Below are 25,955 nucleotides of genomic sequence, written 5' to 3' on the forward strand. Positions count from 1 at the left end.
GGAAGTTAGCAACCCCGCTTGCAGGCGCGCAACAGATCAATGCGCTTGACAGCATCCGCCACCGGACGAATCTGCGCAGCCCCCTGACGGGCAAGGATAAAATCCAAACGACCCAATTAAGTGTTTCTTATCAGCCAGATATGAATCCGAGAACGAAACAGGGGCGCGAGCTTCACGCCCGCGCCCCTGTTCTGATCTCTCTCCGCGAAACCTCTGCAGGCTGCGCAAATAACGCCGCGTCAGAAGGACGCGGAGGCCGACTCAGGCCTTGGACAGCGCCTTCACGCGCGAGGCCAAGCGCGAGATTTTCCGCGAGGCGGTGTTCTTGTGGTAGACGCCCTTGGTGACGCCGCGCATCAGTTCGGGCTGGGCCACTTTCAGGGCCTCGGCAGCCGCCTCGGCATTGCCGCCGGCGATCGCTTCCTCGACCTTGCGCAGGAAGGTGCGGATGCGCGAACGGCGCGCCTTGTTGATGGCGGTGACGCGCTCGGTCTGGCGGGCGCGCTTCTTGGATTGGAGGGTATTGGCCATGTCTTCGGTCCTATCGGTCTATCTGCATCTCGGTTGCGCAAAGGACCCAAGGCCGCCATTCCCCGAAAGGAAACGGACATGATTCTTGCCTAAGCGGGCCCACGCGCATGTGGCACCGGCCTATAAGGCAAGCCGGTGCTGAAGAAAACCCCTATTTGTCGCGGAATTGCGGCTCGCGCTTCTCGAGGAAGGCGGCCATGCCCTCGGTCTGGTCCTCGGTCGCAAACAGCGAGTGGAACAGCCGGCGCTCATACAGCAGCCCCTCACGCAGGGTGGTCTCGTAAGAGCGGTTCACCGCCTCCTTGGCGGCACGGACGGCGACCTGCGACTTCTCGGCGATCTTGCCGGCGATGGCCATGGCCTCGGGGATCAGCTTGGCGGTGGGCACTACACGGCTGACCAGCCCCGAACGCTCGGCCTCGGCCGCATCCATGAAACGACCGGTCAGGTTCATGTCCATGGCCTTGGACTTGCCGACAAAGCGGGTCAGGCGCTGCGTGCCGCCGATGCCGGCGATGACGCCCAGGTTGATCTCGGGCTGGCCGAACTTGGCATTTTCTGCGGCGATGATGAAATCGCAGGTCATCGCCAGCTCGCAGCCGCCCCCCAGCGCATAGCCGCTGACCGCCGCGATGATCGGCTTGCGCACGCGCAGGATCGCCTCGGTCGGAGCGGTGAAGAGATCGCCCACGAAGACATCGACAAAGCTCTTCTCGGCCATTTCCTTGATGTCAGCGCCGGCGGCGAAGGCCTTTTCGCTGCCGGTCAGCACGATGCAGCGCACCTTGTCGTTCTGGTCGGCCTCGGTCAGTGCCTGAGCCAGCTCTTCCAGCAATTGCTTGTTCAGCGCGTTCAGCGCCTCGGGACGGTTCAGGCGGATCAGCGCGACCTCGTCTTCGATCTCGACGATGATGCAGTCATAAGCCATGGGCTCAACCCCTGTGATAGTGCGATTTCGGGCGAGTCCTAACAGGCTCGGCCCGCGGTGACCAGTAACAGACGCATCTGTTCAATTCTGGCTGTCTGCCCTCAGTGCTGGCAGGTCGGGCAATAGAAGCTGGATCGCCCCGATTGCACCACCCGCCGAATGGTGCCGCTGCAGCCCGATGTCGGACAGGGCGCGCCCTCGCGGTCATAGACGCGAAAACTGTGCTGGAAATAGCCCAGTTCCCCGGTCGCCTGCCGGTGATCGCGCAGGCTGCTGCCGCCCGCCGCGATCGCCTCGGCCAGCACCTCGCGGACATGGCCGACCAGTGCCTCGATGCGGGCAGCACCGATCCGCCCGGCCTGCCGGCGCGGATCGATCCCGGCGCGATACAGCGCCTCGCTGACATAGATATTGCCAAGCCCCGCCACGATGCGCTGATCAAGAAGCGCCTGTTTCACGGGGGCCTTCTTGCCGCCGAAGGACGCCTGCAGATAGGCGGCGCTGAAATCGGGTTCCAGCGGCTCGGGGCCGAGATGGCCCAAGAGCGGATGCGCCTCGCCCTCGCGGATCAGATCGACCATGCCGAAGCGGCGGGCATCGTTGAAGGTGATGCTGGTGCCTTCGTCGGTGGTCAGCACGACATGATCGTGCCGCGACAGGATCGAAGGATCGCGGTGAAACCCGGCCAGCCCCGCGCCTTCGACCAGCAGCCGGCCCGACATGCCCAGATGCATCAACAGCACCCCGCCCCGGTCCAGATCCAGAAGCAGGTATTTCGAACGGCGACGCAGCGCCGTCACCCGCGCGCCGGTCAGAACCTGTACCAGATCGACCGGCAGCGGCCAGCGCAGATCCGGTCGGCGCGCCTCGGCCCGGGCGATCACCCGGCCCTCGAGATGCGGGATCAGGCCACGGCGGACGGTCTCGACTTCGGGCAGTTCTGGCAATTGATTACCTTTCGACGCATTGTGCCGGCGGCGCGCGGCCTTTATCTGGCGGTGCAGACACAGAACGGCAAGCGCATGAGTGACAAGAAAACCACGCATTTCGGCTTTCAGACGGTGGACGAGGACCAGAAGGCCGGCAAGGTCCACGAGGTCTTCACCAGCGTCGCCTCGCGCTATGACGTGATGAACGACCTGATGAGCGTGGGCATTCACCGGGTCTGGAAAGCGGCGATGATGGACTGGCTGGCGCCGCGTAATGGTCAACGCCTGCTGGATGTGGCCGGCGGCACCGGCGATGTCGCCTTCCGCTTCCTCGAACGCGCACCAGAAGCCGAGGTCGTGGTCTGCGATATGACCGAGTCGATGCTGATCGAGGGCCGCAAGCGGGCCGAGGCCGCGCGTTTGGCCGACCGGCTTGGCTGGGTCACCGGCGACGCCATGGCCCTGCCCTTCGCTGACAACAGCTTTGACCGCTACACGATCAGCTTCGGCATCCGCAACGTGACCCGCATCCCCGACGCGCTGGCCGAGGCCTTCCGCGTGCTGCGCCCGGGTGGCCGGCTGATGGTGCTGGAATTCTCGCAGCTGCCCAGCCCGGCGCTGCAATGGGCCTATGACCGCTATTCCTTCAACGTCATCCCGGCCATGGGCAAGGCGGTGACCGGCGACCGCGACAGCTATCAGTATCTGGTCGAATCGATCCGTCGCTTCCCCGATCAGGAGGCTTTCGCCACGATGATCCGGCAGGCCGGGTTCGAGCGGGTGAAATTCCGCAACATCTCCATGGGCATTGCCGCCCTGCATTCGGGCTGGAAGCTGTAACCATGCGCGGCCCGCACAATATCTGGCGCCTGATCCGGACCGGCGCCACCTTCGAACGCACGGGCGCGATGGGCGTCGCGCTGGATGCGGTGGACGCGCCGCCGCGGCTGCGCATGGCGGCGCGGATGCTGGGCTGGCCCTTCCGCTGGCTGGGCTACAAGGGCGATCCGAACCTGCCGCCGGTCACCCGCGCCATTACCGCGCTGGGGCCGGCCTATATCAAGTTCGGCCAGATCCTCTCGACCCGCGCCGATGTGGTCGGCACCGAACTGGCCGACCAGCTGCGCATGTTGCAGGACAAGCTGCCGCCCTTCCCGACCGAGGCGGCGCGGCAGATCGTCGAGGTCGAGCTGCACCAACCCGTCGATCTCATCTTCAGCGAGTTCTCCGAGCCGGTCGCCGCCGCCTCGATCGCGCAGGTCCACCGCGCCACGCTGCGCGGCAACGGCAAGGACGTGGCGGTCAAGGTGCTGCGTCCCGGCATCGAGGCCGCCTTTCGCCGCGACATCGACGCCTTCCATTTCGGCGCCAACCTGATCGAGCGGTTGCTGCCCGCCACTCGCCGGTTGCGACCGCGCGACGTGGTCAGCCATTTCGAATCGGTGGTCTCGGGCGAGCTGGACCTGCGGCTCGAGGCGGCATCTGCCTCGGAATTCTACGAGAACACCAAGGAAGATGCCGGCCTCGCGCTGCCCTTGCCCGACTGGCACCTGAGTTCGCGCCGGGTGCTGACCGCCGATTGGGCCGAGGGCATTCCGCTTGGCGACCGCCGGGCGATCATGGAGGCCGGTCACGACACCGTCGACCTGGGCCGCCGGGTGATCCAGTTGTTCCTGCAGCACGCGCTGCGCGACGGCTTCTTCCATGCCGACATGCATCACGGCAACCTGAAGGTCGCCGCCAATGGCGACCTGATCGTCTATGATTTCGGCATCATGGGCGAGATCGACGAATATACCCGCCGGGTCTATGCCGAGATCCTGATGGGCTTCATCCAGCGCGATTACCGCCGCGTCGCCCGGGTGCATTTCGAGGCCGGCTATGTCCCCCGCGACCGCGACGAGGCCGAATTCGCCCGCGCCTTGCGGGTGGTGGGCGAGCCGATCTTCGGCGCCGATGCCAGCCAGATCTCGATGGCCGGGCTGCTCTCCTATCTCTTCGAGGTGACCGAGCGGTTCGGGATGCAGACGCGGACCGAGCTGATCCTGTTGCAGCGTACCATGGTGGTGGTCGAGGGCGTCGCCCGCTCGCTTGATCCGCAATTGAACATGTGGGAATCGGCGCGGCCGGTGGTGACCGATTACATCCGCGACAATCTTGGCCCCCGCGCCATGGCGCAGGATGCCCGGCGCATCGCCCAGACCATCAGCCGCTATGCGCCGCTCTTGCCGCAGGTGGTCGATCAGGCGCTGTGGAACCGCATCCACCGGGCCGAGATCGAGGCCGCACCCCCGCCGCTCCGCGCACCGCTTGGGTGGATTGCCGCGACCTGCCTGGCCGTGGGTATGGCCGTGGGGCTGCTTCTGAACTGAGCGGCAATCTGTCGCGGCATGGCCGGGCACCTGCGATTCCATGCCCGGATTTCCGTGAAGTTTCAGTTGACTGACGCAAACGCTACCGCGAAACATCTGTCCAATTGGACAGATTTCGCGGCCTTTCAAGATTTTTTTCTTAGGAGGCTAGCCGTTCGATCGTAGTCTTTACTCTACCGCCGCTGCTTCACCGCGCGTGATATGGGAGTTTTTACGATGGGCACTGTTACCTGGTATCTGACACCAATGACACGGACCGCCGGAAACACCGAGATATGGACCGTCGATAGTTCGCAGACAGTTGAGGTTCTGGTTTTTTTCGGCACTCAGGCTGAATTCAACGCTCTTCTTGACCCGAGCATCTATGATCTCAAGATCATCGATAACAACCCGACCGATGACAAGGTCGGTGCGCAGGAGCTTCGCACTGCGCTGAACCAGGCGATCAGCGATGGCACGCTAACTTCCGCCTTCGCCCCCTCGAACAACCAGGGTTACCTGGGCACCTCCCAGACCGACTACGACGACCATGGCCTCGAAGACACGGCGGGCTATTCAACCTCTGGCCAGGGCATCGAGTCGAGCACTTCGGCCGTCCTCATCTCTCTCCACGAGCCTGTCCCGCTGGTCCCAAGCGATCCGTCATTCGAGATCCTCGCCATCCCCGGGTACAAGGGTGGCGTCGGCAATTTCAGCCCCTATTTCCCCGGAACGCTTGGCCCGAACCCGATCTGTTTCGTCAGCGGCACCATGATCGAGACCGTTGCAGGGCCGCGTGCGGTTGAAACCCTTGCGGCCGGAGACCTGATCAACTCGGCCGATCGCGGCGCCATTCCCTTGCGCCTGTCGCTCTATTCCGAAGTCACCCCGGCCCAGCTTGCGCGCCAGCCCGAGCTGCGCCCGATCCGCATTTCGGTCGGAGCCCTCGGCGCTGACCTGCCCGACCGCGACCTCTTGGTGTCACCCCAGCATCGCATCCTGATCCGCTCGAAGATCGCGCAGCGAATGTTCGGCACCGACGAGGTGCTGGTTGCCGCCAAGCAGCTTCTGCAGCTCGAGGGCATCGACATTGCCTCTGACCTCGATGAGTTCCGGTACTACCACCTGGTCTTCGACCAGCACGAGGTGATCCGCTCCAACGGTGCGCTCAGCGAATCGCTCTATCCCGGTCCCGAGGCTCTGCGCTCGGTCGGTCGTGCCGCGCGGAGGGAAATCTATACGCTCTTCCCGCATCTGCGCGACATCGACCCCAGTGACGTTATCGCGGCCCGGATGCTGGCCTCGGGTCGGCAGGCACGCAAGCTGGCCAACCGTCACCTGCAGAACCGCAAGCCGCTGCTCTCCTGAGCCGGGCTTGACCCCGATGCGGCCCTAAGGCACTGGCGTCCGAAGGGTGCCGCATGTCTGTCGCTCCGTTTGCCCCGTCAGACCATCTCGCTGCGGAAACGACCAGAACGGTCAGGCCCTCGCTCGGTCATCTGTGATGGCTGAAGGCACCAGAGCCAGGCGGCAGCGGTCACTTCATGACACCCTCGCGCACCGCTTCGATCTGGTCGCTTCCGGCGGTGACCCCGCCTTCCAGCACCAGCTGCACCCCGCCCGGCACCAGTTCGGCCTCGACCACCCGGGAATAGGCGCCAACCTCATCCTGCCCGATCAGCGTGCCATCCTGCCGACTTTCCACCCGGAACTGGTAGAGCCCGTCGGGCAGTTTCGCCTCCAGCGCGTCGCGCCCGAACCAGTCAACCTGCCCCCTGCCCGCGCCGATCTCCTCGCGTGACAGCTCGCGCCCGTTGGCGGTCAGGACCACCAGCTGCACGCTGTCGGCCCGCGGGTCCGGCGCGACATCCAGCGTCAGGGGTTTCTCGCCGAACCAGACCGGTCCGGCCACCCGCACTTCGCGACCCAGCCAGTCCGACAGCTGGCCCAGCCCACCGCCCATCTGCTGGGTGAGTTGCGTCAGCAGCTTGTTCGTCTGCGCCTGCTGCTCCACCCCCGAGAAGGTCGCCAACTGGACCGCGAAATCAGAGCCCTGCATCGGGTTCATCGGATCCTGGTTCTTCAGCTGCGCCGTCAGCATGCGCAGGAAGGTCTGGAAATCCCCCTTTGCAAACATCTGCTGACCACCTGCCCCGTCCTGCGCCGCGCTCGTCTGGCGCGCAGCGCCTCGCGCCGCCATGCCGCCCGATACCGGATCGACCATGATCATCTCCTTCCGTTCTAAACGCGAATATCCAGCCTGCCGCCATCGGCAAGGCTGCGCTGGCCGCGCGACGACAGCCTGTCGCCAGCATTGATACCCACCGCGTCGGCATTGCGCATGTTCGCTGCCCAAGGTCCCCCGGGTGCCGAATAGGCGCCACTTCCGGACTGACCACCGGTCCCATCCCGAAAGGACAGGCTCGCCTCGCCCAGACCGCTGTTGCGCAGATCGCCCATCAGCAGATCGGCATGTCGGCGCAGCATCTCCAGCACCTCGGGCCGCTCGACCCAGACCGTCAGGGCCGCGCCGGCCTCGCCGCGCGACAGGACCAGCCGTACCGAGCCAAGTTCTTCGGGGCTGAGCGCGATCTCGATCCGGTCATCCTGCATCCTCAGCGCCGCTTCACCCACCTGGCGGCACAGCGTCTCGGCCGAAACCGGGATGGGGCCGATCCCATGCGCGACGGGGTGGGATGCTTCGGCGGCGGCCGTCAGCACAAAGGGCGGCAAAGCACCCATTCTTTCCAGCAGGTCAAATGCGCCGCTCGTGTCGCCCCCAGTCGGGACCTGACCCGGAAAAAGCGGCTGCAGCGTCGGCGGAAAGGCCAACAACCGGCCTTCCGCGAGGACCGGGCGTGCCAGACCGGAGCTGACGCTCGGCGTGATGCTCGGCTCTATCTCGCGCGCTCCTGGGCTTCCGGCATCGGGTAGCGGGATCGCGACGGGGACAGTTTCGCGGCGGACAGGCTGATCCGCCCCGGAGGCGACGGCCCGAGGCTCGATCGCTGCCGGCGATGGATCTGGCGCGTCTGTCTTCGCCTCGCCCAAGGTGCCGGCGGTGTAGGCCGTCGGGCCCTCCGTCCCGGCCTGCACCGGACGCGCGACCAGCGCCGGTCCCGGCCGTTGCGCCGCCGCTGCCTCCTGCGGCTGCGGGGCCTGCGGAGAATGAACGTTCACCGCCAAAGGCAGGCCGGGCGCGTCAACACCGCATTCGTCCCTTGCATCCCGTACCGGATCTTCCACGGGCGCGTCACCTTGCAGGACGGCGTACCCTTCATCCGCCTCTTCGACCAGCAGGGCCTCGTCCGTTCCTGCGCCTGTCATCAGCTCGTCATCCGCCGAAGCCGATTCGTCCACAGACAGCAGAACCGGTTCGGGTTCCGCGTTGCGCAGGTCCGGGACAGCCGCATTAGAACCGTCGCTGCCCTCGGGCAGCAGGACGGGCTGACCCGGCAATCGCACCTGATCCCCAGCCATCAGGGCCTCGAAACCGGCACCGGTCCCTGCCCCGGCTTCGATCGGCAAACCTGTCCCCTCTGGCCGCGCGCCGCCCTGTGGCAGGAAAGTCGTCGCAGGATTCATCACGTTCTCCATATCCCCTGCCCTTCGTCTGACCGGGTCAGGATAGCGGCATCGGGTTACGGAATATTTACCGCCCGAAGCGAAGATGGCCCGATCTCCCATGGGAAAGGTAAAAATGCTCAGCACCCCGATTACCCCCGCGACCCGGCCTGATCCGTCATCCTCGACCCGGGCGAGTGACCAGCTTGAAAAGGCCTTCCTTGAAGAAATGCTGAAATACGCTGGCCCGAAGCCCTCGTATGACGGGTTTGGCGGCGGCGCAGGAGAAGACCAGTTCTCGAGCTTCTTGACCCGCGAATATGCAGTAATCCTGTCGCAGGACCTGGATTTCGGCCTGCGCGTCGAGGGGGCGGGCACCGAATGAGCCGACAGGTGATTCTGCGGCAGATCAAGCGCATCAGGACGCTGATCATGGCAGGCCGGGCATGGGACGCCCAGGAAGATGTCGAGCATCTTACGGATCTGATCCGGAACGACCCGCCGGTAGCGGAAGATCGCGACCTGATCGAGGCCAAGCTGGCCGAATTGCGCCTTCTGGCCGAGGCCGCGCTTCAGGGCGCAAAAGGTGCCGCCGAACAGATACGGGAGATTCTTCACGCCGCGCAGTCGCTCGAAACCTATGACAATCAGGGCGCGCGCAGAGTCACCGATACGGCCGCCCCGCAAATCCGGCGATATTGACTCAAATGCGCGGGGCTTAAGCTTTGAAGCGCAGCGCGATTTCACCGATCATCAATCATCCCCCGATAAAAGGGGGATCGCAGCGAAGATGCGGGGTCGCAGGACCCGACGGTTCAGAATGGCCGGTCTCTCACAACCCCCGAACGCAAATCGTTCGATGAACAGGAGGACACCATGTCCAGCATTCTGACCAACAGCAGCGCCATCGTCGCGCTGCAGACCCTGAAAGGGACCAATGCCGGCCTCGCCAAGGCCCAGAGTGAAATCTCGACCGGCAAGTCCATCGCCAACGCCAAGGACAATGCGGCCATCTGGGCCATCGCCCAGATCATGGACACCGACGTTTCGTCCTTCCAGAGCATCCAGTCCCAGCTGAACGTCGCCGACGCGACGGTGGCAACCTCGCGCGCGGGAGCCGAGCGTATCAGCGGGCTGCTGAAGGAAATGAAGAACCTGGCCGTCGGCGGCTCCAGCGACACCGCTGATTTCGCCAAGATCGATACCGATATCCAGGCGAAGATGACGGAAATCAACGACATCATTTCGGCCACGCAGATGAACGGCATCAACCTGCTGGCAACCGACGTCGACGGCAATGGCGGCACGGATTTCTCGGTCATCTCGTCGCTGAATCGCTCGGGCGCCGGCGGCACCACGACCATGGTGTCCATCGACGTGACCGGACAGGATCTCGAGGCCGCCCTTACCGCCGGGGTCACGGCGATCACCGACGCGGCCACGGCGGCGACCGCGCTTGGCGAGATCGAAGGGTATCTGAATACCGTGGTCGATGCCGCGGCAGAACTCGGTTCCTTCGGCAAGCGCATTGCCAACCAGTCGGACTTCATGGGGCTGCTGGCCGATTCGCTGAAACTCGGCATCGGTTCGCTGGTCGACGCCAACATGGAGGAAGCCTCGGCCCGCCTGCAGGCGCTGCAGACCCAGCAGCAGTTGGGCATCCAGTCGCTGTCGATCGCCAACCAGGCGCCGCAGTCGATCCTGGCACTGTTTCGCGGCTGACGAAGTCTTCGTGATATCGGAGGCGGGGTGCCAACTCGACACCCCGCCGCCAGCGTCCCCTCCTCCTAGCAACCGGGAATGAACACGTTGAACGCGGTTACGCCTATGAACGACTATGGCCCCTATCGATCCCACGGGATTCGCACCGAACGCGACATTGAATACGAGGCGTTCTCGCAGATCACCCGGATGATGCGGGCCGCAAGCCAAGGTCCGCTCGAACCCGTCCAGGTCATGGCCATCCACAGGAATAACGAGCTCTGGACCACGCTCGCCACGGATCTGGCGCAGCCCGGGAACCAGCTGCCGGTGGAAACCCGGGCGGGGCTGATCTCGCTGGCCGGCTTCGCAATTCGTCAGGGCCATGCGGTTCTGAACGGTACCGGCGACATCGATCCGCTGATCGACGTGAACGTTGCCATCATGAAAGGCCTGCGCGGCACGGTGCCGGAATGAGCGGGCTGGTCATCAAGCTGGCACCGAAGGAACGGATCCTGATCAATGGTGCCGTCATCGAGAATGGCGACAAGCGCTCGAAGATCGCCATCAAGACCCCCAATGCCAATGTGCTGCGCCTGAAGGACGCCATCCACCCCGAGGCAGTCCGCAGCCCTGTCGCCCGGGTCTGCTACGTCGCCCAGTTGATCCTCTCCGGGGACACCGAGCCTGACGAGGGCGGCAGACAGCTGTTGCGCGGGATCGAACAGCTGTCGCAGGTCTTCGACGATCCCGACAGCCGCCGGCTGCTGGCCGCGGCCAGCCAAAGCGCGCTGTCCGGCAATGCCTATCAGGCGCTGCGGCGGTTGCGCGATCTGCTCCCGCGTGAGGCGCGCATGCTGTCGGCACGACCACAATGACGGCGGCGATTCACTTGGGCACGGGTGGCCTCGCGGGGTGGAAGCTCCTGCAGCGCACCGCGTCCCGGCAAAAGGAAATGCTGGCGGCCGATCCGGTCGTGGCACGCACGACCCGCTATTTCCGCGAGACGATCGGGCGCACGGCGGGGGCCGATGATCTCGTTTCGGACCATCGGCTGATGACCGTCGCCCTTGGCGCCTACGGGTTGGAGAGCCAGATCGCCAGCAAGGCCTTCATTCGCAAGGTCCTGGACGAGCCGCGCGGCGATGACAGGTCGCTGGCCAACCGGATGGTGGACAAGCGCTATCAGAAGCTCGCCGCCGCCTTCGGTTATGACCAGGGCAACCAGATGGTCTCCTCCTCCGGGTTTGGCGAGCAGATCTCGGCGCTCTACCTCGAGAGGGAATTCGAGCGCCGCGTGGGTGAAGGCGACCCGAACCTGCGTCTCGCGCTCAATGCCCAGCGCGAACTTCGCCAGATGACCGACCGCGCGTCAACCGAGGCGACCCTCTGGTACGAGGTTCTGGGCAACACGCAGCTACGCAAGGTGTTCGAACAGGCCTTCGGCTTTGGCCAGGCCTACGGGAGACTGCCGATCGACCGGCAGCTGGCGGAATTCACCGCCGGCGCGACATCGCTCTTTGGCAGTTCCTCTTTCAAGGTGATCGCGTCAGAAGCCGGGATCGAGAAGCTGGTTCAGCGCTTTCTTCTGCGCGCGCAAATATCCGACAGCGCGGCGACATCGCCCTTTGCCACCGCCCTGACCTTGCTGCGCAGAGGGGGCTGAGCCTTGCTGGGGTCCCGGTGCAGCACGACCACTCTGCCAGCATCCCCGCGCGGCGCCCCGGTCTGGCGGCGCACCGGTGCCGCAGAGATTCGCACCCGGCACCCACCAACGCGCCTTGCGCCCCGGCCCTGCATGGCTATAACCCCGGACGATTTGCGCCAATCCATGACAAGCCGGGGTCACCATGCCGAAGAGAACCGATATCAAATCCATTCTGATCATCGGTGCCGGGCCCATCGTTATCGGTCAGGCCTGTGAATTCGACTATTCCGGCGCCCAGGCCTGCAAGGCCCTGCGCGAGGAAGGTTATCGGGTCGTGCTGGTGAACTCGAACCCGGCGACGATCATGACCGATCCGGAAATGGCCGACGCCACCTATATCGAGCCGATCACGCCCGAGATCGTCGAAAAGATCATCGCCAAGGAACGCCCCGACGCGCTGCTGCCGACCATGGGCGGACAGACCGGGCTGAACACGGCCCTGGCGCTGGCCGATGCCGGGGTGCTGAACCGCTATGGCGTCGAACTGATCGGGGCGCAGCGCTCGGCCATCGAGATGGCCGAGGACCGCAAGCTGTTCCGCGAGGCGATGGACCGGATCGGTCTGGAAAACCCGCGCGCCACCATCGTTTCGGCCCCGAAACACGCCAATGGCAAATACGACATCTCGGCCGGTGTTGCGCAGGCGATGGAGGCGCTGGAAGAGATCGGCCTGCCGGCGATCATCCGTCCGGCCTTCACCCTCGGCGGGACCGGCGGCGGCGTTGCCTATAACCGCGACGATTACGAACGCATCGTGCGTTCGGGCCTCGATGCCTCGCCGGTCGCACAGGTGCTGGTTGATGAAAGCCTGCTCGGCTGGAAGGAATTCGAGATGGAGGTCGTGCGGGATCGCAACGACAATGCCATCATCGTCTGCGCCATCGAGAACGTCGATCCGATGGGCGTGCATACCGGCGATTCGATCACCGTCGCCCCGGCCCTGACGCTGACTGACCGCGAATACCAGATCATGCGCAACGGCTCGATCGCGGTGCTGCGCGAGATCGGGGTCGAGACCGGTGGCTCGAACGTGCAATGGGCGATCAACCCGGCGGACGGCCGCATGGTGGTGATCGAGATGAACCCGCGGGTCAGCCGCTCCTCGGCACTGGCCTCGAAGGCCACGGGCTTCCCGATCGCCAAGATCGCCGCGAAACTGGCCGTCGGCTATACGCTGGACGAGCTGGACAATGACATCACCAAGGTCACGCCGGCCTCGTTCGAGCCGTCGATCGATTATGTCGTGACCAAGATCCCGCGCTTTGCCTTCGAGAAATTCCCCGGCTCGAAGCCCGAGCTGACCACGGCGATGAAATCGGTGGGCGAGGTCATGGCCATCGGCCGCAGCTTCCACGAATCTCTGCAAAAGGCGCTGACCTCGATGGAGAACGGGCTGACCGGGCTCGACGAGATCGCCATCGAGGGCGCGTCCGACCAGGGCAAGCCTGCCGTCATCGCCGCGCTGTCGAAACAGACGCCCGACCGGCTGCGGGTCATCGCCGAGGCCATGCGCTTTGGTCTGACGGATGACGAGATCCAGCGCGTCACCAGCTTCGATCCGTGGTTCCTCAGCCGCATCCGCGAGATCGTCGATGCCGAGAACACCGTCCGCGCGGATGGTCTGCCGACGGATGCCAAGGGGCTGCGCGCGCTGAAGATGATGGGCTTCACCGATGCGCGTCTGGCCACCCTGACCGGGCGTGACGAGGCCGAGATCCGCCGTGCCCGCGCCGCGCTGGAGATCCGCCCGGTCTTCAAGCGCATCGACACCTGCGCCGCCGAGTTCGAGGCCCAGACCCCCTACATGTATTCCACCTATGAAGCCCCGGCGATGGGCGATGTGGAAAACGAGGCGCGGCCCAGCAATGCCAAAAAGGTGGTCATCCTTGGGGGTGGCCCGAACCGGATCGGCCAGGGGATCGAGTTCGACTATTGCTGCTGCCATGCCTGCTTTGCGCTGACCAAAGCCGGCTATGAGACGATCATGATCAACTGCAACCCGGAAACGGTCAGCACCGATTATGACACCTCGGACCGGCTCTATTTCGAGCCGCTGACGCTGGAACATGTGCTGGAGATCCTGCGGGTCGAACAGGAGAACGGCACGCTACACGGCGTGATCGTGCAGTTCGGCGGCCAGACGCCGCTGAAACTGGCCGACGCGCTGGAGGCCGAGGGCATTCCGATCCTCGGCACCACCCCCGATGCCATCGATCTGGCCGAGGATCGCGAGCGGTTCCAGAAGCTCCTGAACGACCTGAACCTGAAACAGCCGATCAACGGCATCGCCCACAGCCCGGCCGAGGCGATCGAGATCGCCGAGCGGATCGGCTTCCCGCTGGTCATCCGCCCCTCCTATGTGCTGGGCGGCCGCGCGATGGAGATCGTGCGCGATATGGACCATCTGAACCGCTATATCACCGAGGCGGTGAAGGTCTCGGGCAAGAACCCGGTGCTGCTCGACAGCTATCTCTCGGGCGCGATCGAGGTCGATGTCGATGCGCTGAGCGATGGCGAAACCGTCCATGTCGCCGGGATCATGGAGCATATCGAGGAAGCCGGCGTCCATTCGGGCGACTCGGCCTGCTCGCTGCCGCCGCATACGCTGGATGCCGCGACCGTCGAGGAGTTGAAGCGCCAGACGGTTGCCATGGCGCGCGCGCTGCGCGTCGTCGGGCTGATGAACGTGCAATTCGCGCTGAAGGACGGGCAGATCTTCGTGCTCGAGGTGAACCCGCGCGCCTCGCGCACCGTGCCCTTCGTCGCCAAGGCCACCGACAGCGCCATTGCCAGCATCGCCGCCCGGCTGATGGCGGGTGAGCCGATGTCGAACTTCCCCGCGCGTCCGCCCTATCCCGAGGGGGTCGGTCCCGAAGATGACCTGCCCTTCGCCGATCCGCTGACCCTTGCCGATCCGAAAACCCCGTGGTTCTCGGTCAAGGAGGCGGTGATGCCCTTCGCGCGCTTCCCCGGTGTCGACACGCTGCTGGGGCCGGAAATGCGCTCGACCGGCGAGGTCATGGGCTGGGACCGCAACTTCCCCCGCGCCTTCCTGAAGGCGCAGCTGGGCGCCGGCACCACCCTGCCGCAGGAGGGTCTGGTCTTCATCTCGATCAAGGATGCCGACAAGAGCGCCGAACTGGCCGCCGCCGCGCGCGACCTGATCGCCATGGGCTTCACCATTGTCGCCACCAGCGGCACGGCCGATTTCCTTGCCGCCAACGGGGTGGAAAGCCAGCGCGTGAACAAGGTCTATGAGGGCCGTCCCAACATCGTCGACCGGCTGAAGAACGGCGAGATCGCGATGGTACTGAACACCACCGAGGGCGCGCAGGCGATCCAGGACTCGCGCGAGATCCGGGCCGTCGCGCTTTATGACAAGATCCCCTATTACACGACGGCGGCAGGCAGCATCGCCGCCGTGGCCGCGATCAAGTCGCGCGGCGAGGGCGAGGTCGGGGTTCGCAGCCTGCAGGCCTGAGCCGGACCGGCGCGGGGGGGCGGGTCGTGGTTGGGCGTCAGGCGCGCCCGACCTCGTCGAGGATCCGGCGCAGCCAGAGAACGGCCGGATGCGCGCCATGGCTGTTATGGGACAGCATGTCGATCTGCGTCGGCGGGCGCGCATAGGGGCTGTCGAAGATCGCAAGTCCATAGCTGTCGCGATGGGTCTCGGCCACCTCGCGCGGGACCATGGCGACCATGTCACTGGCAGCGACCAGCGGCGGCACGGCGAGGATCAGCGGCACCGTGGCGCCGACCTGCCGGGTCAACCCGGCCTCGCGCAGCAGCGCCTCGAGATGCGTGGGGTTGCTGGTCACGAAGGACCGCTCCAGCCCCTCCTGATCCTGCATCCCCGGCGCCTCGGGTGTCGCGCGTCCCGACAGCAGAATATCGACATGTGGCCAGTGGCCGAGTGTTTCCAGCGTCAGGGGTGATCCGGCGGCGGGGTGGTCGCGGCGCATGATCCAGACCATCTCGACCGGGGCCAGCGTCTCGCGGCGGAAGCGCCCGGGGATGCGGCCGAAAGCCCCCACGACCAGGTGCAGCGTGCCGCGATCCAGTTCCTCGACCAGGTTGATGTCGTTGAACATCCTGAGCCACAGCCGGATGCGCGGCGCCTCGCGCCGGATGCGGGCCATGACCTTGGGAAACAACGCGCCGATGTAATAATCCGAGGTGGCGACGACGAAGGTCATGTCCGATGTGGCCGGGTCAAAGCGCGGCGCAGACAGAGCAGTCGAAATCTGGGCCAGGGCCGACCGCAGCGGATCGGCCAGCTCCATCGCCCGCGGTGTCGGATGCATCCCGTCGGGTCCGCGCACGAACAGCTCGTCCGACAGAAGTAGGCGCAGCTTGGCCAGCGCATGGCTGACCGCCGACTGGCTGAGCCCCAGCCGCTCGCCAGCACGGGTCACGGACCTTTCTTCCATCAGGGCATCGAAGACACGGATGAGGTTCAGGTCAGTTGTATGAATGCCGTTCATGCTTCAAATTCGACCAATTCATTTCACTCATGTCAAGGCCAGCCCTATATCTGCCTCAACCGGGGCCGGTCGAGATGCCGCCCTATCCCAGACAACCGATCGAGGGAGCCGATCCGATGAATAAGCCGGTCGTCCAAATCGTACCCAAACCCGAAGCCCCCACCGCCATTCCTGTGGCGGCAAAGAAGCCGCGCAAACGTGCCATGCTGACGCTGGCCCGCGCCTCGGTCATCGTGGCCGGGATCGGTCTTGCGGTGGTCGTGCCGCTTGGCTGGGGCAGCTGGGTCGCGGGTCTGACCAACCAGAGCACCAACAACGCCTCGCTGCGCGCCGATACCACCCCGGTCAGCGCCGAGGTCGAGGGCCGGATCACCCGGCTTCTGGTCGACGACTACCAGGAGGTCAGGGCCGGGACGCTGCTGATGGAAATCGATCCGACCGAATACCAAGCGCGCGTTGATCAGGCCCGTGCAGGCGCCGTCGCGGCCGAGGCGGCGATTCACAATATCGAAAGCCGCATCGCGTTGCAGCATCGGGTGATCGAACAGGCCGAGGCCGGTCTGGCCGCGCTGGAGGCCGACCGCGAGCGGATCGACAGCGAGAACCAGCGGCAGGCAACGCTGAAGGAAGGGGGCTGGGCCAGCGGCCAGAAGGTCGAGGCCGCCATCGCCGATCAGAAACGCATCGCCGCCTCGATCATCGAGCAACAGGCGGCCATCGCCGCCGAGCGCGAACAGCTGAACGTGCTGGCCAGCGAGGCCGAACAGGCCGAGGCCGAGCGTGGCAGCCGCTCCGCCGCGCTGAAGGTGGCCGAGATCGAACTGGGCCGCACCCGGATCACCGCGCCGGTCGATGGCATCGTCGGCACCAGCGGCGTGCGCGCGGGGCAATATGTCCGCGCCGGTTCGCAACTCGTGTCGGTCGTGCCGATGGCCGATCTCTATGTGACCGCGAATTTCAAGGAAACCCAGCTGGCCAAGCTTCGGCCCGGCCAGGCGGTCAGCGTCTCGGTCGACAGTTTCCCGGGCAAGAGCCTAACCGGCCATGTCGAACGGCTGGCCCCCGCCACCGGCTCGATCTTCAGTCTGCTGCCGGCTGACAATGCCACCGGCAATTTCACCAAGATCGCGCAGCGGGTCAGTGTCCGCATCGCGCTGGATGACGAGGCCGGGCTCGAGGGCCTGTTGCGCCCCGGCATGTCGGTCGAGGCGACGGTGCATACCGACCGCGACGCCGCAGACGAGACCAAGCTGGCCCAAATCCGCTGAACCCGACCCGCTGACCCGAAGCCGCCGCCTGTCCGGGTGACAGGCGGCCCAGGGATGGAGTTTGTGTCATGTCCACCACGACAGCCGCCCCTGCGGCACCTGCCGTCAAGCTGCCTGACCTGCGCGCCCTGATCGGTGTGGGCGCGGTTCTTCTGGGCACCTTGACCTCGCTTCTGAACTCCCGCCTGACCGATATCGGGCTCGCCGACATCCGCGGCGCCCTTGGCGTCGGCATGGACGAGGCCAGCTGGCTGACCACCGCCTATGTCGTGGCCGAGGTCGCGGCGATCCCCTCGGCGGTCTGGCTGCGCTCGATCCTGTCGCCGGCGCGTGGCGTGCTGATCGGTTCGCTGATCTTCACCGTGGCCTCGTTCCTTGCGCCCTTCAGCCCGAACCTTCAGGTGCTGATCGCCTTTCAGGCCATTCGCGGCCTCAGCGCCGGGATCCTGATGCCGATGGCCTATGCCGTGGTCATGCGCCACATGCCGCAGCCGCTGAGGCTTTACGCGCTGTCCTTCTATGCGCTGGTCTCGTCGCTGACGCCGGCACTGGCCGCAAGTATCGAAGGCTGGATCATGGTCCATTTCAGCTGGGAATACCTGTTCTGGATCAACGTCATTCCGGGCAGCCTGACGCTGCTGGCCGGGGCCTATGGCCTGGCAAATGATCCGATCAAGTTCCTGCGCTTCCGCCGTCATGACGGGTTCGGCCTTCTGGCCCTGTCGCTGGGTCTGGCCGCGCTGGTCACGGCACTGGATCAGGGCAACCGGCTCGACTGGCTGGGTTCTGGGCTGATCAACGGGCTGCTCGCCTCGGCTGCCTTCTTGCTGGTCATCTACCTGGTCCATGCCCTGCGCCACCGCGACCCGGTGGTCAGCCCGCGGCTGCTGGCCCGCGACAATATCGGGCTGAGCCTTCTCGTGATGTTCGTCATGCGGATCGGGCTGATGAGCTCGGCCTACCTGATCCCGCAATACCTGATCCGCGTTCAGGGGTTCCGGGCGCTGGAAAGTGGCACGGTGTTCTGGGTCTCGGCCCTGCCGCAGCTGGTGCTGACGCCCTTTGTCGCCTGGCTGGTCTATCGCCTCGATCCGCGCAACCTGGTGGCCTTTGGGCTTCTGGTCTTCGCCGCCGGCACCTTGATGCTGACCGACCTGACGCATCTGTAGGCGGGCGAGCAGTTGCTGCCGGCGCTGTTGGTGCAGTCGCTCGCGGCGCCCTTCATCGCCGTGCCGCTGATGGTGCTGATGACCGAAGAGATCACCATCCGCGAGATCCCCTGGATCGCCTCGCTGGTCCACATCACCCGCACGGTCGCCTCGGCGGCCGGTCTGGCGCTGGTCGCAACCTTCACCCGCAAGCAGGAGCAGCTGCATTCGGCCCTGCTGGGGCAGCATGTCGAAAGCGGTTCGGCGCTGGTGCAGGGGCGGATCGATGCCACCGCCGCCACACTCGAGGCGCAGGCGATCGATCCGGCGCTGGCCGCAGATCAGGCGACGGCGATGCTGGCCGGGACGGTTCAGCGCGAGGCCTTCGTGCTGGCCTATGCCGACATGTTCCTGCTGCTGGGGATCGCGCTGGCGCTGACCGCGCTGCTGACGCTGTTCATGTACCGGCCTAAACTGCCGGGCAAGTTCCTCTAAGCCAGAGGGCCCGCCCCGATCCGGGGCGGGCCATTGCCGATCTATTCGGTGCGGTCGTAGGAGAACTGGATGCCCGCCGTGCCGCCGGTCTGGATGAACAGGTCCATGAAGGCGGGCACGGTCTCGGCCCGGTTCCAGTCGCGCTGCAATTCGCAGAACAGCTGCGGCACGCTGATCATCTTGCCGCCCGCCTGTTCGATCCGGCGCAGCCCGGCCTCATGCGCGGCAGACGAGGTGCCGCCGACGGCATCGATCGGCACATAGACCTCGTATCCCTCGCTGAGCGCATCCAACGCCGGGAAGGTCAGGCAGGCCTCGGTCCAGAGCGCGGTCATGATCAGCTTCTTGCGGCCTGCATCCTTTACCGCCTTCCGGAATTCCACATCCTCCCACGAGTTGATCGTGGTGCGATCGATGGTCGGCACGCCGTCCAGTGCCTTGCGGATCTGCGGGATCGGCGGCTTGTTCAGGCCGGTCTTCACGTTCACCGTCGAATGGACGATCGGCAGACCATAGACCACGGCCGCCCGCGCGCAACCGACGATGTTGTTGATCAAAAGCTGTCGGTCCATCGAGGCGATCGAATTCACCTGGACGGGCTGGTAATCGATGATGACAAAGGTGGCGTTCTGCGGCGTCAGCAGCGCGTCGGCTTTCGGATCGCGGACCGGTTCACTGGTCATGAAATGCTCCTTATCGGGTCTGGATGTCAGGCCAGAGCGAACAATTTTCGCTCAAATGTCAGCCTGAAACCTCCAGCCGATAAGGTCAACCCAAGGCGATACGGCCCGCTGGCCCTTCACCTGCAGTTGATTGTTGAAGTCTCGGCCTGACCCTGCCGGGGCCGGCCCGGCGTCACGCCCGTGCCGTCTCGACCAGCCGTGCCACTGCCTCGCGCACGGTCGGCAGCAAGCGGTCACCGCCCTCGCCGACATAATCCGCCAATTGCCGCCGCATGTGCGGGTCCCAGTAATCGCTGAGATGGCCGGCGATGGCGGTGGCCGGATCGCCCGGCTGGCTGTCGAAGAAGGTGGCGATCTGGTTGGCCATCATGACCATCTTTTCAGGCGACATCGGCGACCTCGTGCGACAGGCGGTGCGGGTTGGAAAACAGGTCGAAGCCCTCGGCGCGGGCATAGGCGGCAAGGGTAAGGCCCGCGCCGGCGGCAAGACGCAGGGCATGGGCGGTGGGGGCCGAAACGGCGATCAGCGTGCCGCAGCGCGCCATGGCGGTCTTCTGTACCATCTCGACGGAGACCCGGCTGGTCAGGACGATCGCGCCAGCGCCCGCATCGATGCCCTGACGGGCCAGTGCGCCGATCAGCTTGTCCAGTGCGTTGTGGCGACCGACATCCTCGCGGGCCAGAACGATCCCCTGACCGGGCAGCAGGAAGCCCGCCGCGTGCACCGCGCGGGTGCGGTCATGCAGCGGCTGCCAGTCACGCAGCGCGGCGGTCGCCGCCGTCACCTCGTCGACGCTGAACTGCGCCCCGACATCCGAACAATCGGGCAGCTCGCGCACCGCCTGATCGAGGCTCTCAATGCCGCACAGCCCGCAGCCGACCGGCCCGGCCATGGTTCGGCGCCGCGCCGCCAGTTGCAGCCCACGATCACCCTCCAGCCACATCTGCACCTCGACACCCTTGTCATGGGCAACAAGGTCGATCTTGCTGATCTGGTCGGCGCTCTCGATGATGCCTTCGGTCAGGGTGAAGCCGGTGGCGAAATCCTCGAGATCGGCGGGGCTGGCCATCATCACCGCATGGGCGCTGCCGTCATAGACCATCGAAATGGCGGTCTCTTCGGGCAGGGCATGAACCATCTGCGCCTGGCGGCCCGCGCGAAAATGCGTGGCGAACGAGGTAGTGGCGGCGGCGGGGATCATGGTCATTCCGCCGCCGGCAGGATGCGGCGCGAGCGCTCGGCCTGCTCGTTATAGCGTTCCTGCCATTCGGACGGCCCGTTCGACGGACTGATCTGCACTGCCGTCACCTTGTATTCCGGGCAATTGGTCGCCCAGTCCGAGAAATCGGTGGTGATGACATTGGCCTGCGTCGTCGGGTGGTGGAAGGTGGTATAGACCACGCCCGGGCTGACCCGGTCGGTCAGGGTGGCGCGCAGGGTGGTTTCGCCCGCCCGACTGGCCAGCCGCACCCAGTCGCCCTCTTTCACGCCGCGCACCTCGGCATCATGGGGATGGATCTCCAGAAGATCCTCGGGATGCCAGGCCACGTTATCCGTGCGCCGCGTCTGCGCGCCGACATTGTAATGCGACAGGATCCGCCCGGTGGTCAGCAACAGCGGGAAGCGCGGGCCGGTACGTTCATCGGTGGCGACATATTCGGTGACCATGAACCGGCCCTTGCCCGAGACGAAGCCATCGACATGCATCAGCGGCGTGCCATCGGGCACCGCCTCGTTGCAGGGCCATTGCACCGAGCCCTTTTCCTCGAGCATCTCGTAATTCACCCCGGCAAAGCTGGGCGTGGTCGCCGCGATCTCGTCCATGATCTGGCTCGGATGGGTGTAATGCCAGTCCGCACCCATGGCATTGGCCAGAAGCTGTGTCACCTCCCAGTCCTCGTAACCGTTCAGCGGTGCCATGACCTTGCGCACGCGGTTGATCCGGCGCTCGGCATTGGTGAAGGTGCCGTCCTTTTCAAGGAAAGAGGAACCCGGCAGGAAGACATGCGCGTAATTCGCCGTCTCGTTCAGGAACAGGTCATGGACGATGACACAGTCCATGGCCGCAAGCCCCGCCGCGACGTGATGGGTGTCGGGGTCCGATTGCAGGATGTCTTCGCCCTGGCAGTAGAGACCCTTGAACCGGCCCTCGACGGCGGCGTCCAGCATGTTGGGGATGCGCAGGCCCGGTTCGGGATCGATCTCGACGCCCCAGGCCTTCTCGAAGATCGCCCGCACATCGGGCAGCTTCACATGGCGATAGCCCGGCAGTTCGTGCGGGAAGGACCCCATGTCGCAGGAGCCCTGCACGTTGTTCTGGCCGCGCAGCGGGTTCACCCCCACGCCGGGCCGGCCGATATTGCCGGTCAGCATGGCAAGGTTGGCGATGCCCATGACCGTGGTCGAGCCCTGGCTGTGCTCGGTCACGCCGAGGCCGTAATAGATCGAGCCGTTCCCGCCGGTGGCATAGAGCCGCGCGGCGGCGCGCAGATCAGCGGCCGGCACCCCGGTCAGCAGCTGGGTCGCTTCGGGGCTGTGGCGCGGGTCGCTGATGAACTCGGCATAGAACTGGAACTCTTCCCAGTCACAGCGCGTGCGGATGAAATCCTCGTTGAAGAGGCCCTCGGTCACGATCACATGGGCGATGGCCGAGACCACGGCGACATTGGTGCCGGGGCGCAGCGGCAGATGATACTGCGCCTCGATATGGGCCGAGCGGACGATATCGGTGCGGCGCGGGTCGATGACGATCAGTTTCGCCCCGGCGCGCAGCCGCTTCTTCAGCCGGCTGGCAAAGACCGGGTGACCATCGGTCGGGTTTGCGCCGATGATGACGACCACATCGGTCTCTTCGACGCTGTCGAAATCCTGCGTGCCGGCCGAGGTGCCATAGGTCTTGCCGAGGCCATAGCCGGTGGGCGAATGGCAGACGCGGGCGCAGGTATCGGTGTTGTTGTTCTTGAAGACCGCGCGGGTCAGCTTCTGCACCAGGTAGGTTTCTTCATTAGTGCAGCGCGACGAGGTGATGACGCCGATCGACTGGCGCCCGTATTGTTCCTGCAACCCCTTCATCCGGTTGGCGGCAAAGCTCAGCGCCTCGTCCCAGCTGACCTCGCGCCAGGGCTGGTCGATGGTCTCGCGGATCATCGGCTTCAGGATGCGGTCCTTGTGCGCGGCATAGCCATAGGCAAAGCGGCCCTTGACGCAGCTATGCCCGCGATTGGCCTTGCCGTGCTTGTAAGGCACCATGCGCACCAGCTGATCGCCGTTCAGCTCTGCCTTGAACGAGCAGCCGACCCCGCAATAGGCGCAGGTCGTGATGATCGAGCGCGTGGGCGTGCCCATGCTGATGACCGATTTCTCCTGCAGGGTCGCGGTCGGGCAAGCCTGCACGCAAGCGCCGCAGCTGACGCAATCCGAGCTGAGGAAATCATCCCCGACCGCCCCGGCCTTGACCCGACTGTCAAAGCCCCTTCCCTCGATGGTCAGGGCAAAGGTGCCCTGCACCTCTTCGCAGGCCCGAACGCAACGCGAGCAGACGATGCATTTCGAGGAATCGAAGCTGAAATAGGGGTTGCTGTTATCCTTGGGGGTGAACAGCGGATTGGCCTCGCCCGTGGGCATCCTGAGACGCGCCTCGGACTGGCTACGCGCGCCGGTTCCCGAAGGGTCGAAATGGTTCTCGCCCGGCGTATAGCGCACATCGCGCAGACCCACCTGACCCGCCGCGTCCTGCAACTCGCAATCGCCATTGGCCGAGCAGGTCAGGCAGTCCAGCGGATGATCGCTGATATACAGCTCCATCACCCCGCGGCGGATCTTGCGGACCTTCTCGGACTGGGTATGGACCACCATGCCCTCGCTGACAGGCGTGGTGCAGGAGGCCGGCAGCCCGCGCCGCCCCTCGATCTCGACCACGCAGAGCCTGCAGGAGCCGAAGGCTTCTAGGTTGTCGCTGGCGCACAGCTTCGGAACCTCGATCCCGGCCTCGAAGGCGGCGCGCATCACCGATGTGCCCTCGGCCACGGTGACGGGGAAGCCGTCGATCAGCAGGGTGACGGGCGCGCCGGTGCGGGCGGGGGTGCCCATGTCGCGATCATCGCCGGGGGCGAATTGGGGGATGATGAAATCCTTCATTCGGCGGCTTCCTTCTGGCAGGCGAAGTCATCGGGGAATTGCGTCAGCGCCGACATGACCGGGAAGGGGGTGAAGCCCCCCAAGGCGCAAAGCGAGCCGTCCTTCATCGTTTCGCAAAGGTCGGTCAAGAGGTCGGCGGCACCGGGATCGCCGGCGGCGATGCGGTCGATGGTCTCGACCCCGCGCACCGCGCCGATGCGGCAGGGGGTGCATTTGCCGCAGCTTTCCACGGCACAGAACTCCATGGCGAAGCGGGCCATCTGCAGCATGTCGGCGCTGTCGTCAAAGACCACCAGCCCGGCATGGCCGATGAGCCCGCCGTTCTTGTCGAATTCCTCATATCCGACCGGCGTGTCGAACTTGCTGACCGGCATATAGGCGCCCAGCGGCCCGCCGACCTGCACCGCCTTGACCGGCCGGCCCGTGGCCGTGCCGCCGCCGATGCCATTCACCACCTCGCCAAGCGTCAAGCCGAAGGCCGTTTCATAGAGCCCGCCATGCTTGACGTTCCCGGCGATCTGCAGCGTCACCGTGCCGCGCGACCGGCCAAGGCCGAAATCGGCATAGTGCTTCGCGCCCTTCTCGAAGATGACCGGCACGGTGGCGAGGCTGATGACGTTGTTGACGACCGTGGGCTTGCCCAGAAACCCTTCCAGCGCCGGCAGCGGCGGCTTGGCACGGACCACGCCGCGCTTGCCCTCGAGGCTGTTCAGCAGGCTGGTTTCCTCGCCGCAGACATAGGCCCCGGCGCCCTGCCGGATCTCCATGTCGAAGGCCCGGCCCGAACCCAGCACATCCGCGCCCAGCATGCCGCGCTGGCGGGCGATCTTCACCGCCGCGCGCATCACCCGGATGGCATCGGGATATTCGCTGCGCAAATAGACATAGCCGCGCGTCGCGCCGACGCCGAGACCGGCGATGGCCATGCCCTCGATCAGCGTGAAGGGATCGCCCTCCATGATCATCCGGTCGGCAAAGGTGCCACTGTCGCCCTCGTCGGCATTGCAGACGATGTATTTCTGATCGGCTGCGGCCTCGGCGACGGTCTTCCACTTGATGCCGGTCGGGAACCCCGCCCCGCCGCGCCCGCGAAGCCCGCTATCGGCAACCTCCTGCACGATTTCTGCCGAGCTCATGGCAATGGCACGGGTCAGACCCGCCAGCCCGCCATGGGCCGCGTAGTCATCCAGGTCCAGCGGATCGATCACCCCGCAGCGGGCAAAGGTCAGCCGGGTCTGGTTGGCGAAGAAGGGGATCTCTTCGACCCGTCCAAGGCTCTCCGCGCTACCGTCAAGGATCGCCGGCACATCGGCGGGCGTCACCGGGCCATAGCCGATACGTCCATCGCCCCGGTCGATCTCGACCAGCGGCTCCAGCCAGATCATGCCGCGCGTGCCGTTGCGGATGATCTGGGCGTCGATGCCCCGCGCCGCGATCTCGCGCGCCAGCACCTCGGCCACCTCGTCGGCACCAAGCGCCGTGGCGGCGCTGTCCATCGGAACATAGATCTTCATGCCCGGACCTCCGCCAGCAGCTTGCCCATCCGATCCTCGTCCAGCCGCCCGACCACGCGGCCATCCAGCATCGCCGCCGGTGCGCAGGCGCAGAGGCCAAGGCAATAGATCGGCTCGACCGTCACCGCGCCATCGGCGGTGGTCCCATGCCAGTCGACCCCCAGCTTCTTCAGCGTCGCGGCGGCCAGCGCATTGCCGCCCATCGACTGGCAGGCCTCGGCCCGACAGATCTTCAGCACATGCCGCCCGGTCGGGTGATCGCGGAAATCGTGGTAGAAGCTGATGACGCCATGCACCTCTGCCCGGCCAAGGTTCAGGAGATCGGCCAGCACCGGCACGGCGCCCTCGGGGATCAGGCCATAGGTGTCCTGCAAGGCGTGCAGCATCGGCAGCAGCGGACCCTCGAGCCCGGCGAGCGGCATCACGACCTCGCGGATCTCCTCGGTGGATGGGGCTTGCGCTCGATCAAGCATAGCTGGCCTTTCATCGAAATGGATGGGGCAGCTAAGCCGT

Annotated in this window: 25 protein-coding genes; 13 read left to right on the plus strand and 12 right to left on the minus strand. The window is 65.5% G+C overall.

The window, feature by feature from the left end; all coding sequences use genetic code 11:
* Window positions 1–261: 261 nt before the first annotated feature.
* The 3 genes from rpsT to mutM all read right to left on the minus strand — a co-directional run bounded on the left by rpsT (window position 262) and on the right by mutM (window position 2,406).
* Window positions 262–531 (minus strand): 30S ribosomal protein S20, encoded by a 270-nt coding sequence (gene rpsT, locus CX676_RS11825; protein ID WP_101752797.1) that lies wholly within the window; start codon window positions 529–531, stop codon window positions 262–264.
* Between the two features lie 151 nt (window positions 532–682).
* On the minus strand, window positions 683–1,459 hold the full coding sequence (locus tag CX676_RS11830; protein WP_101752798.1) for an enoyl-CoA hydratase: 777 nt from the start codon (window positions 1,457–1,459) through the stop codon (window positions 683–685).
* Window positions 1,460–1,560: 101 nt separating this feature from the next.
* Entirely contained in the window at window positions 1,561–2,406 is an 846-nt protein-coding gene (gene mutM, locus CX676_RS11835; RefSeq protein ID WP_101752799.1) for a bifunctional DNA-formamidopyrimidine glycosylase/DNA-(apurinic or apyrimidinic site) lyase, read from the minus strand.
* 75 nt (window positions 2,407–2,481) lie between these two features.
* Here mutM and ubiE point away from each other — a divergent pair, with 75 nt between their 5' ends.
* From ubiE to CX676_RS11850, 3 genes are all read left to right on the plus strand, one after another.
* Complete coding sequence (ubiE, locus tag CX676_RS11840; RefSeq protein ID WP_101754296.1) at window positions 2,482–3,228, plus strand: bifunctional demethylmenaquinone methyltransferase/2-methoxy-6-polyprenyl-1,4-benzoquinol methylase UbiE; 747 nt, start codon at window positions 2,482–2,484, stop codon at window positions 3,226–3,228.
* A 2-nt stretch (window positions 3,229–3,230) separates the two neighbouring features.
* Window positions 3,231–4,760: a 2-polyprenylphenol 6-hydroxylase gene (ubiB, locus tag CX676_RS11845; RefSeq protein WP_101752800.1), complete on the plus strand. Its 1,530-nt coding sequence runs from the start codon at window positions 3,231–3,233 to the stop codon at window positions 4,758–4,760.
* Between the two features lie 216 nt (window positions 4,761–4,976).
* Window positions 4,977–6,107: a Hint domain-containing protein gene (locus CX676_RS11850; RefSeq protein WP_232816435.1), complete on the plus strand. Its 1,131-nt coding sequence runs from the start codon at window positions 4,977–4,979 to the stop codon at window positions 6,105–6,107.
* Between the two features lie 169 nt (window positions 6,108–6,276).
* On the opposite strand, the gene CX676_RS11855 is transcribed toward CX676_RS11850, so the two are convergent.
* The gene (locus tag CX676_RS11855) at window positions 6,277–6,963 is read right to left on the minus strand and encodes a flagellar hook capping FlgD N-terminal domain-containing protein (RefSeq protein WP_198590185.1); all 687 of its coding nucleotides are present in this window, start codon (window positions 6,961–6,963) and stop codon (window positions 6,277–6,279) included.
* A 17-nt stretch (window positions 6,964–6,980) separates the two neighbouring features.
* Window positions 6,981–8,336 carry a flagellar hook-length control protein FliK gene (gene fliK, locus CX676_RS11860; RefSeq protein WP_157935909.1) on the minus strand — a complete coding sequence of 452 codons (1,356 nt, stop codon included), beginning with the start codon at window positions 8,334–8,336 and terminating at the stop codon, window positions 6,981–6,983.
* 103 nt (window positions 8,337–8,439) lie between these two features.
* Between fliK and CX676_RS11865 the strand changes: the two genes are divergently transcribed.
* The 7 genes from CX676_RS11865 to carB all read left to right on the plus strand — a co-directional run bounded on the left by CX676_RS11865 (window position 8,440) and on the right by carB (window position 15,193).
* Window positions 8,440–8,688, plus strand: coding sequence for a rod-binding protein (locus CX676_RS11865; protein ID WP_101754297.1), 249 nt, complete (start codon window positions 8,440–8,442; stop codon window positions 8,686–8,688).
* Between the two features lie 8 nt (window positions 8,689–8,696).
* Window positions 8,697–9,005 carry a hypothetical protein gene (locus CX676_RS11870; protein WP_157935910.1) on the plus strand — a complete coding sequence of 103 codons (309 nt, stop codon included), beginning with the start codon at window positions 8,697–8,699 and terminating at the stop codon, window positions 9,003–9,005.
* Between the two features lie 174 nt (window positions 9,006–9,179).
* Window positions 9,180–10,025 carry a flagellin N-terminal helical domain-containing protein gene (locus CX676_RS11875; RefSeq protein WP_101752805.1) on the plus strand — a complete coding sequence of 282 codons (846 nt, stop codon included), beginning with the start codon at window positions 9,180–9,182 and terminating at the stop codon, window positions 10,023–10,025.
* A gap of 78 nt (window positions 10,026–10,103) precedes the next feature.
* Window positions 10,104–10,481, plus strand: coding sequence for a flagellar biosynthesis regulator FlaF (gene flaF, locus CX676_RS11880; RefSeq protein ID WP_101752806.1), 378 nt, complete (start codon window positions 10,104–10,106; stop codon window positions 10,479–10,481).
* The gene (gene flbT, locus CX676_RS11885) at window positions 10,478–10,882 is read left to right on the plus strand and encodes a flagellar biosynthesis repressor FlbT (protein WP_101752807.1); all 405 of its coding nucleotides are present in this window, start codon (window positions 10,478–10,480) and stop codon (window positions 10,880–10,882) included. Before flaF ends, flbT begins: the two co-directional genes overlap by 4 nt.
* A gap of 77 nt (window positions 10,883–10,959) precedes the next feature.
* Complete coding sequence (locus CX676_RS11890; RefSeq protein ID WP_232816436.1) at window positions 10,960–11,670, plus strand: DUF1217 domain-containing protein; 711 nt, start codon at window positions 10,960–10,962, stop codon at window positions 11,668–11,670.
* 184 nt (window positions 11,671–11,854) lie between these two features.
* Window positions 11,855–15,193, plus strand: coding sequence for a carbamoyl-phosphate synthase large subunit (carB, locus tag CX676_RS11895; RefSeq protein WP_101752809.1), 3,339 nt, complete (start codon window positions 11,855–11,857; stop codon window positions 15,191–15,193).
* Window positions 15,194–15,230: 37 nt separating this feature from the next.
* Here carB and CX676_RS11900 read toward each other — a convergent pair whose 3' ends face one another.
* On the minus strand, window positions 15,231–16,127 hold the full coding sequence (locus CX676_RS11900) for a LysR family transcriptional regulator (protein ID WP_232816437.1): 897 nt from the start codon (window positions 16,125–16,127) through the stop codon (window positions 15,231–15,233).
* A gap of 185 nt (window positions 16,128–16,312) precedes the next feature.
* On the opposite strand from CX676_RS11900, the gene CX676_RS11905 reads away from it, so the two are divergent.
* The 3 genes from CX676_RS11905 to CX676_RS11915 all read left to right on the plus strand — a co-directional run bounded on the left by CX676_RS11905 (window position 16,313) and on the right by CX676_RS11915 (window position 19,107).
* Window positions 16,313–17,464 carry an HlyD family secretion protein gene (locus CX676_RS11905; protein ID WP_157935912.1) on the plus strand — a complete coding sequence of 384 codons (1,152 nt, stop codon included), beginning with the start codon at window positions 16,313–16,315 and terminating at the stop codon, window positions 17,462–17,464.
* 68 nt (window positions 17,465–17,532) lie between these two features.
* The gene (locus tag CX676_RS11910; protein WP_101752812.1) at window positions 17,533–18,633 is read left to right on the plus strand and encodes an MFS transporter; all 1,101 of its coding nucleotides are present in this window, start codon (window positions 17,533–17,535) and stop codon (window positions 18,631–18,633) included.
* Window positions 18,634–18,663: 30 nt separating this feature from the next.
* Window positions 18,664–19,107 (plus strand): hypothetical protein, encoded by a 444-nt coding sequence (locus CX676_RS11915; RefSeq protein WP_157935913.1) that lies wholly within the window; start codon window positions 18,664–18,666, stop codon window positions 19,105–19,107.
* Window positions 19,108–19,148: 41 nt separating this feature from the next.
* Here the strand turns inward: CX676_RS11915 and CX676_RS11920 are convergent, their stop codons facing one another.
* The 6 genes from CX676_RS11920 to CX676_RS11945 form a co-directional block, all read right to left on the minus strand.
* A complete protein-coding gene (locus CX676_RS11920) occupies window positions 19,149–19,790 on the minus strand; it encodes a hydrolase (RefSeq protein WP_101752814.1) in 642 nt (213 codons plus the stop codon).
* Between the two features lie 172 nt (window positions 19,791–19,962).
* Entirely contained in the window at window positions 19,963–20,157 is a 195-nt protein-coding gene (locus CX676_RS11925; RefSeq protein WP_332872929.1) for a formate dehydrogenase subunit delta, read from the minus strand.
* 13 nt (window positions 20,158–20,170) lie between these two features.
* Entirely contained in the window at window positions 20,171–20,992 is an 822-nt protein-coding gene (fdhD, locus tag CX676_RS11930; protein WP_232816653.1) for a formate dehydrogenase accessory sulfurtransferase FdhD, read from the minus strand.
* Window positions 20,993–20,994: 2 nt separating this feature from the next.
* On the minus strand, window positions 20,995–23,928 hold the full coding sequence (fdhF, locus tag CX676_RS11935; protein ID WP_101752817.1) for a formate dehydrogenase subunit alpha: 2,934 nt from the start codon (window positions 23,926–23,928) through the stop codon (window positions 20,995–20,997).
* Window positions 23,925–25,442 (minus strand): formate dehydrogenase beta subunit, encoded by a 1,518-nt coding sequence (locus CX676_RS11940; protein ID WP_101752818.1) that lies wholly within the window; start codon window positions 25,440–25,442, stop codon window positions 23,925–23,927. The genes fdhF and CX676_RS11940 overlap by 4 nt, the downstream gene beginning before the upstream one ends.
* Window positions 25,439–25,915, minus strand: coding sequence for a formate dehydrogenase subunit gamma (locus CX676_RS11945; protein WP_101752819.1), 477 nt, complete (start codon window positions 25,913–25,915; stop codon window positions 25,439–25,441). Before CX676_RS11945 ends, CX676_RS11940 begins: the two co-directional genes overlap by 4 nt.
* Between the last annotated feature and the right edge of the window lie 40 nt (window positions 25,916–25,955).

Source organism: Paracoccus zhejiangensis (assembly GCF_002847445.1).
GTDB classification, from domain to species: domain Bacteria; phylum Pseudomonadota; class Alphaproteobacteria; order Rhodobacterales; family Rhodobacteraceae; genus Paracoccus; species Paracoccus zhejiangensis.

Bases quoted from the DNA above. Each gene is read 5' to 3' on its own strand.
- CX676_RS11855 (WP_198590185.1), bottom strand. From the start codon at position 6,963: ATGGTCGATCCGGTATCGGGCGGCATGGCGGCGCGAGGCGCTGCGCGC.
- carB (WP_101752809.1), top strand. From the start codon at position 11,855: ATGCCGAAGAGAACCGATATCAAATCCATTCTGATCATCGGTGCCGGG.
- CX676_RS11920 (WP_101752814.1), bottom strand. From the start codon at position 19,790: ATGACCAGTGAACCGGTCCGCGATCCGAAAGCCGACGCGCTGCTGACG.
- CX676_RS11910 (WP_101752812.1), top strand. From the start codon at position 17,533: ATGTCCACCACGACAGCCGCCCCTGCGGCACCTGCCGTCAAGCTGCCT.
- ubiB (WP_101752800.1), top strand. From the start codon at position 3,231: ATGCGCGGCCCGCACAATATCTGGCGCCTGATCCGGACCGGCGCCACC.
- CX676_RS11925 (WP_332872929.1), bottom strand. From the start codon at position 20,157: ATGGCCAACCAGATCGCCACCTTCTTCGACAGCCAGCCGGGCGATCCG.
- ubiE (WP_101754296.1), top strand. From the start codon at position 2,482: ATGAGTGACAAGAAAACCACGCATTTCGGCTTTCAGACGGTGGACGAG.
- fliK (WP_157935909.1), bottom strand. From the start codon at position 8,336: ATGGAGAACGTGATGAATCCTGCGACGACTTTCCTGCCACAGGGCGGC.
- CX676_RS11850 (WP_232816435.1), top strand. From the start codon at position 4,977: ATGGGCACTGTTACCTGGTATCTGACACCAATGACACGGACCGCCGGA.
- rpsT (WP_101752797.1), bottom strand. From the start codon at position 531: ATGGCCAATACCCTCCAATCCAAGAAGCGCGCCCGCCAGACCGAGCGC.
- flbT (WP_101752807.1), top strand. From the start codon at position 10,478: ATGAGCGGGCTGGTCATCAAGCTGGCACCGAAGGAACGGATCCTGATC.
- CX676_RS11830 (WP_101752798.1), bottom strand. From the start codon at position 1,459: ATGGCTTATGACTGCATCATCGTCGAGATCGAAGACGAGGTCGCGCTG.
- fdhD (WP_232816653.1), bottom strand. From the start codon at position 20,992: ATGATCCCCGCCGCCGCCACTACCTCGTTCGCCACGCATTTTCGCGCG.
- flaF (WP_101752806.1), top strand. From the start codon at position 10,104: ATGAACACGTTGAACGCGGTTACGCCTATGAACGACTATGGCCCCTAT.
- CX676_RS11890 (WP_232816436.1), top strand. From the start codon at position 10,960: ATGCTGGCGGCCGATCCGGTCGTGGCACGCACGACCCGCTATTTCCGC.
- CX676_RS11865 (WP_101754297.1), top strand. From the start codon at position 8,440: ATGCTCAGCACCCCGATTACCCCCGCGACCCGGCCTGATCCGTCATCC.
- fdhF (WP_101752817.1), bottom strand. From the start codon at position 23,928: ATGAAGGATTTCATCATCCCCCAATTCGCCCCCGGCGATGATCGCGAC.
- CX676_RS11905 (WP_157935912.1), top strand. From the start codon at position 16,313: ATGAATAAGCCGGTCGTCCAAATCGTACCCAAACCCGAAGCCCCCACC.
- CX676_RS11940 (WP_101752818.1), bottom strand. From the start codon at position 25,442: ATGAAGATCTATGTTCCGATGGACAGCGCCGCCACGGCGCTTGGTGCC.
- CX676_RS11945 (WP_101752819.1), bottom strand. From the start codon at position 25,915: ATGCTTGATCGAGCGCAAGCCCCATCCACCGAGGAGATCCGCGAGGTC.
- CX676_RS11875 (WP_101752805.1), top strand. From the start codon at position 9,180: ATGTCCAGCATTCTGACCAACAGCAGCGCCATCGTCGCGCTGCAGACC.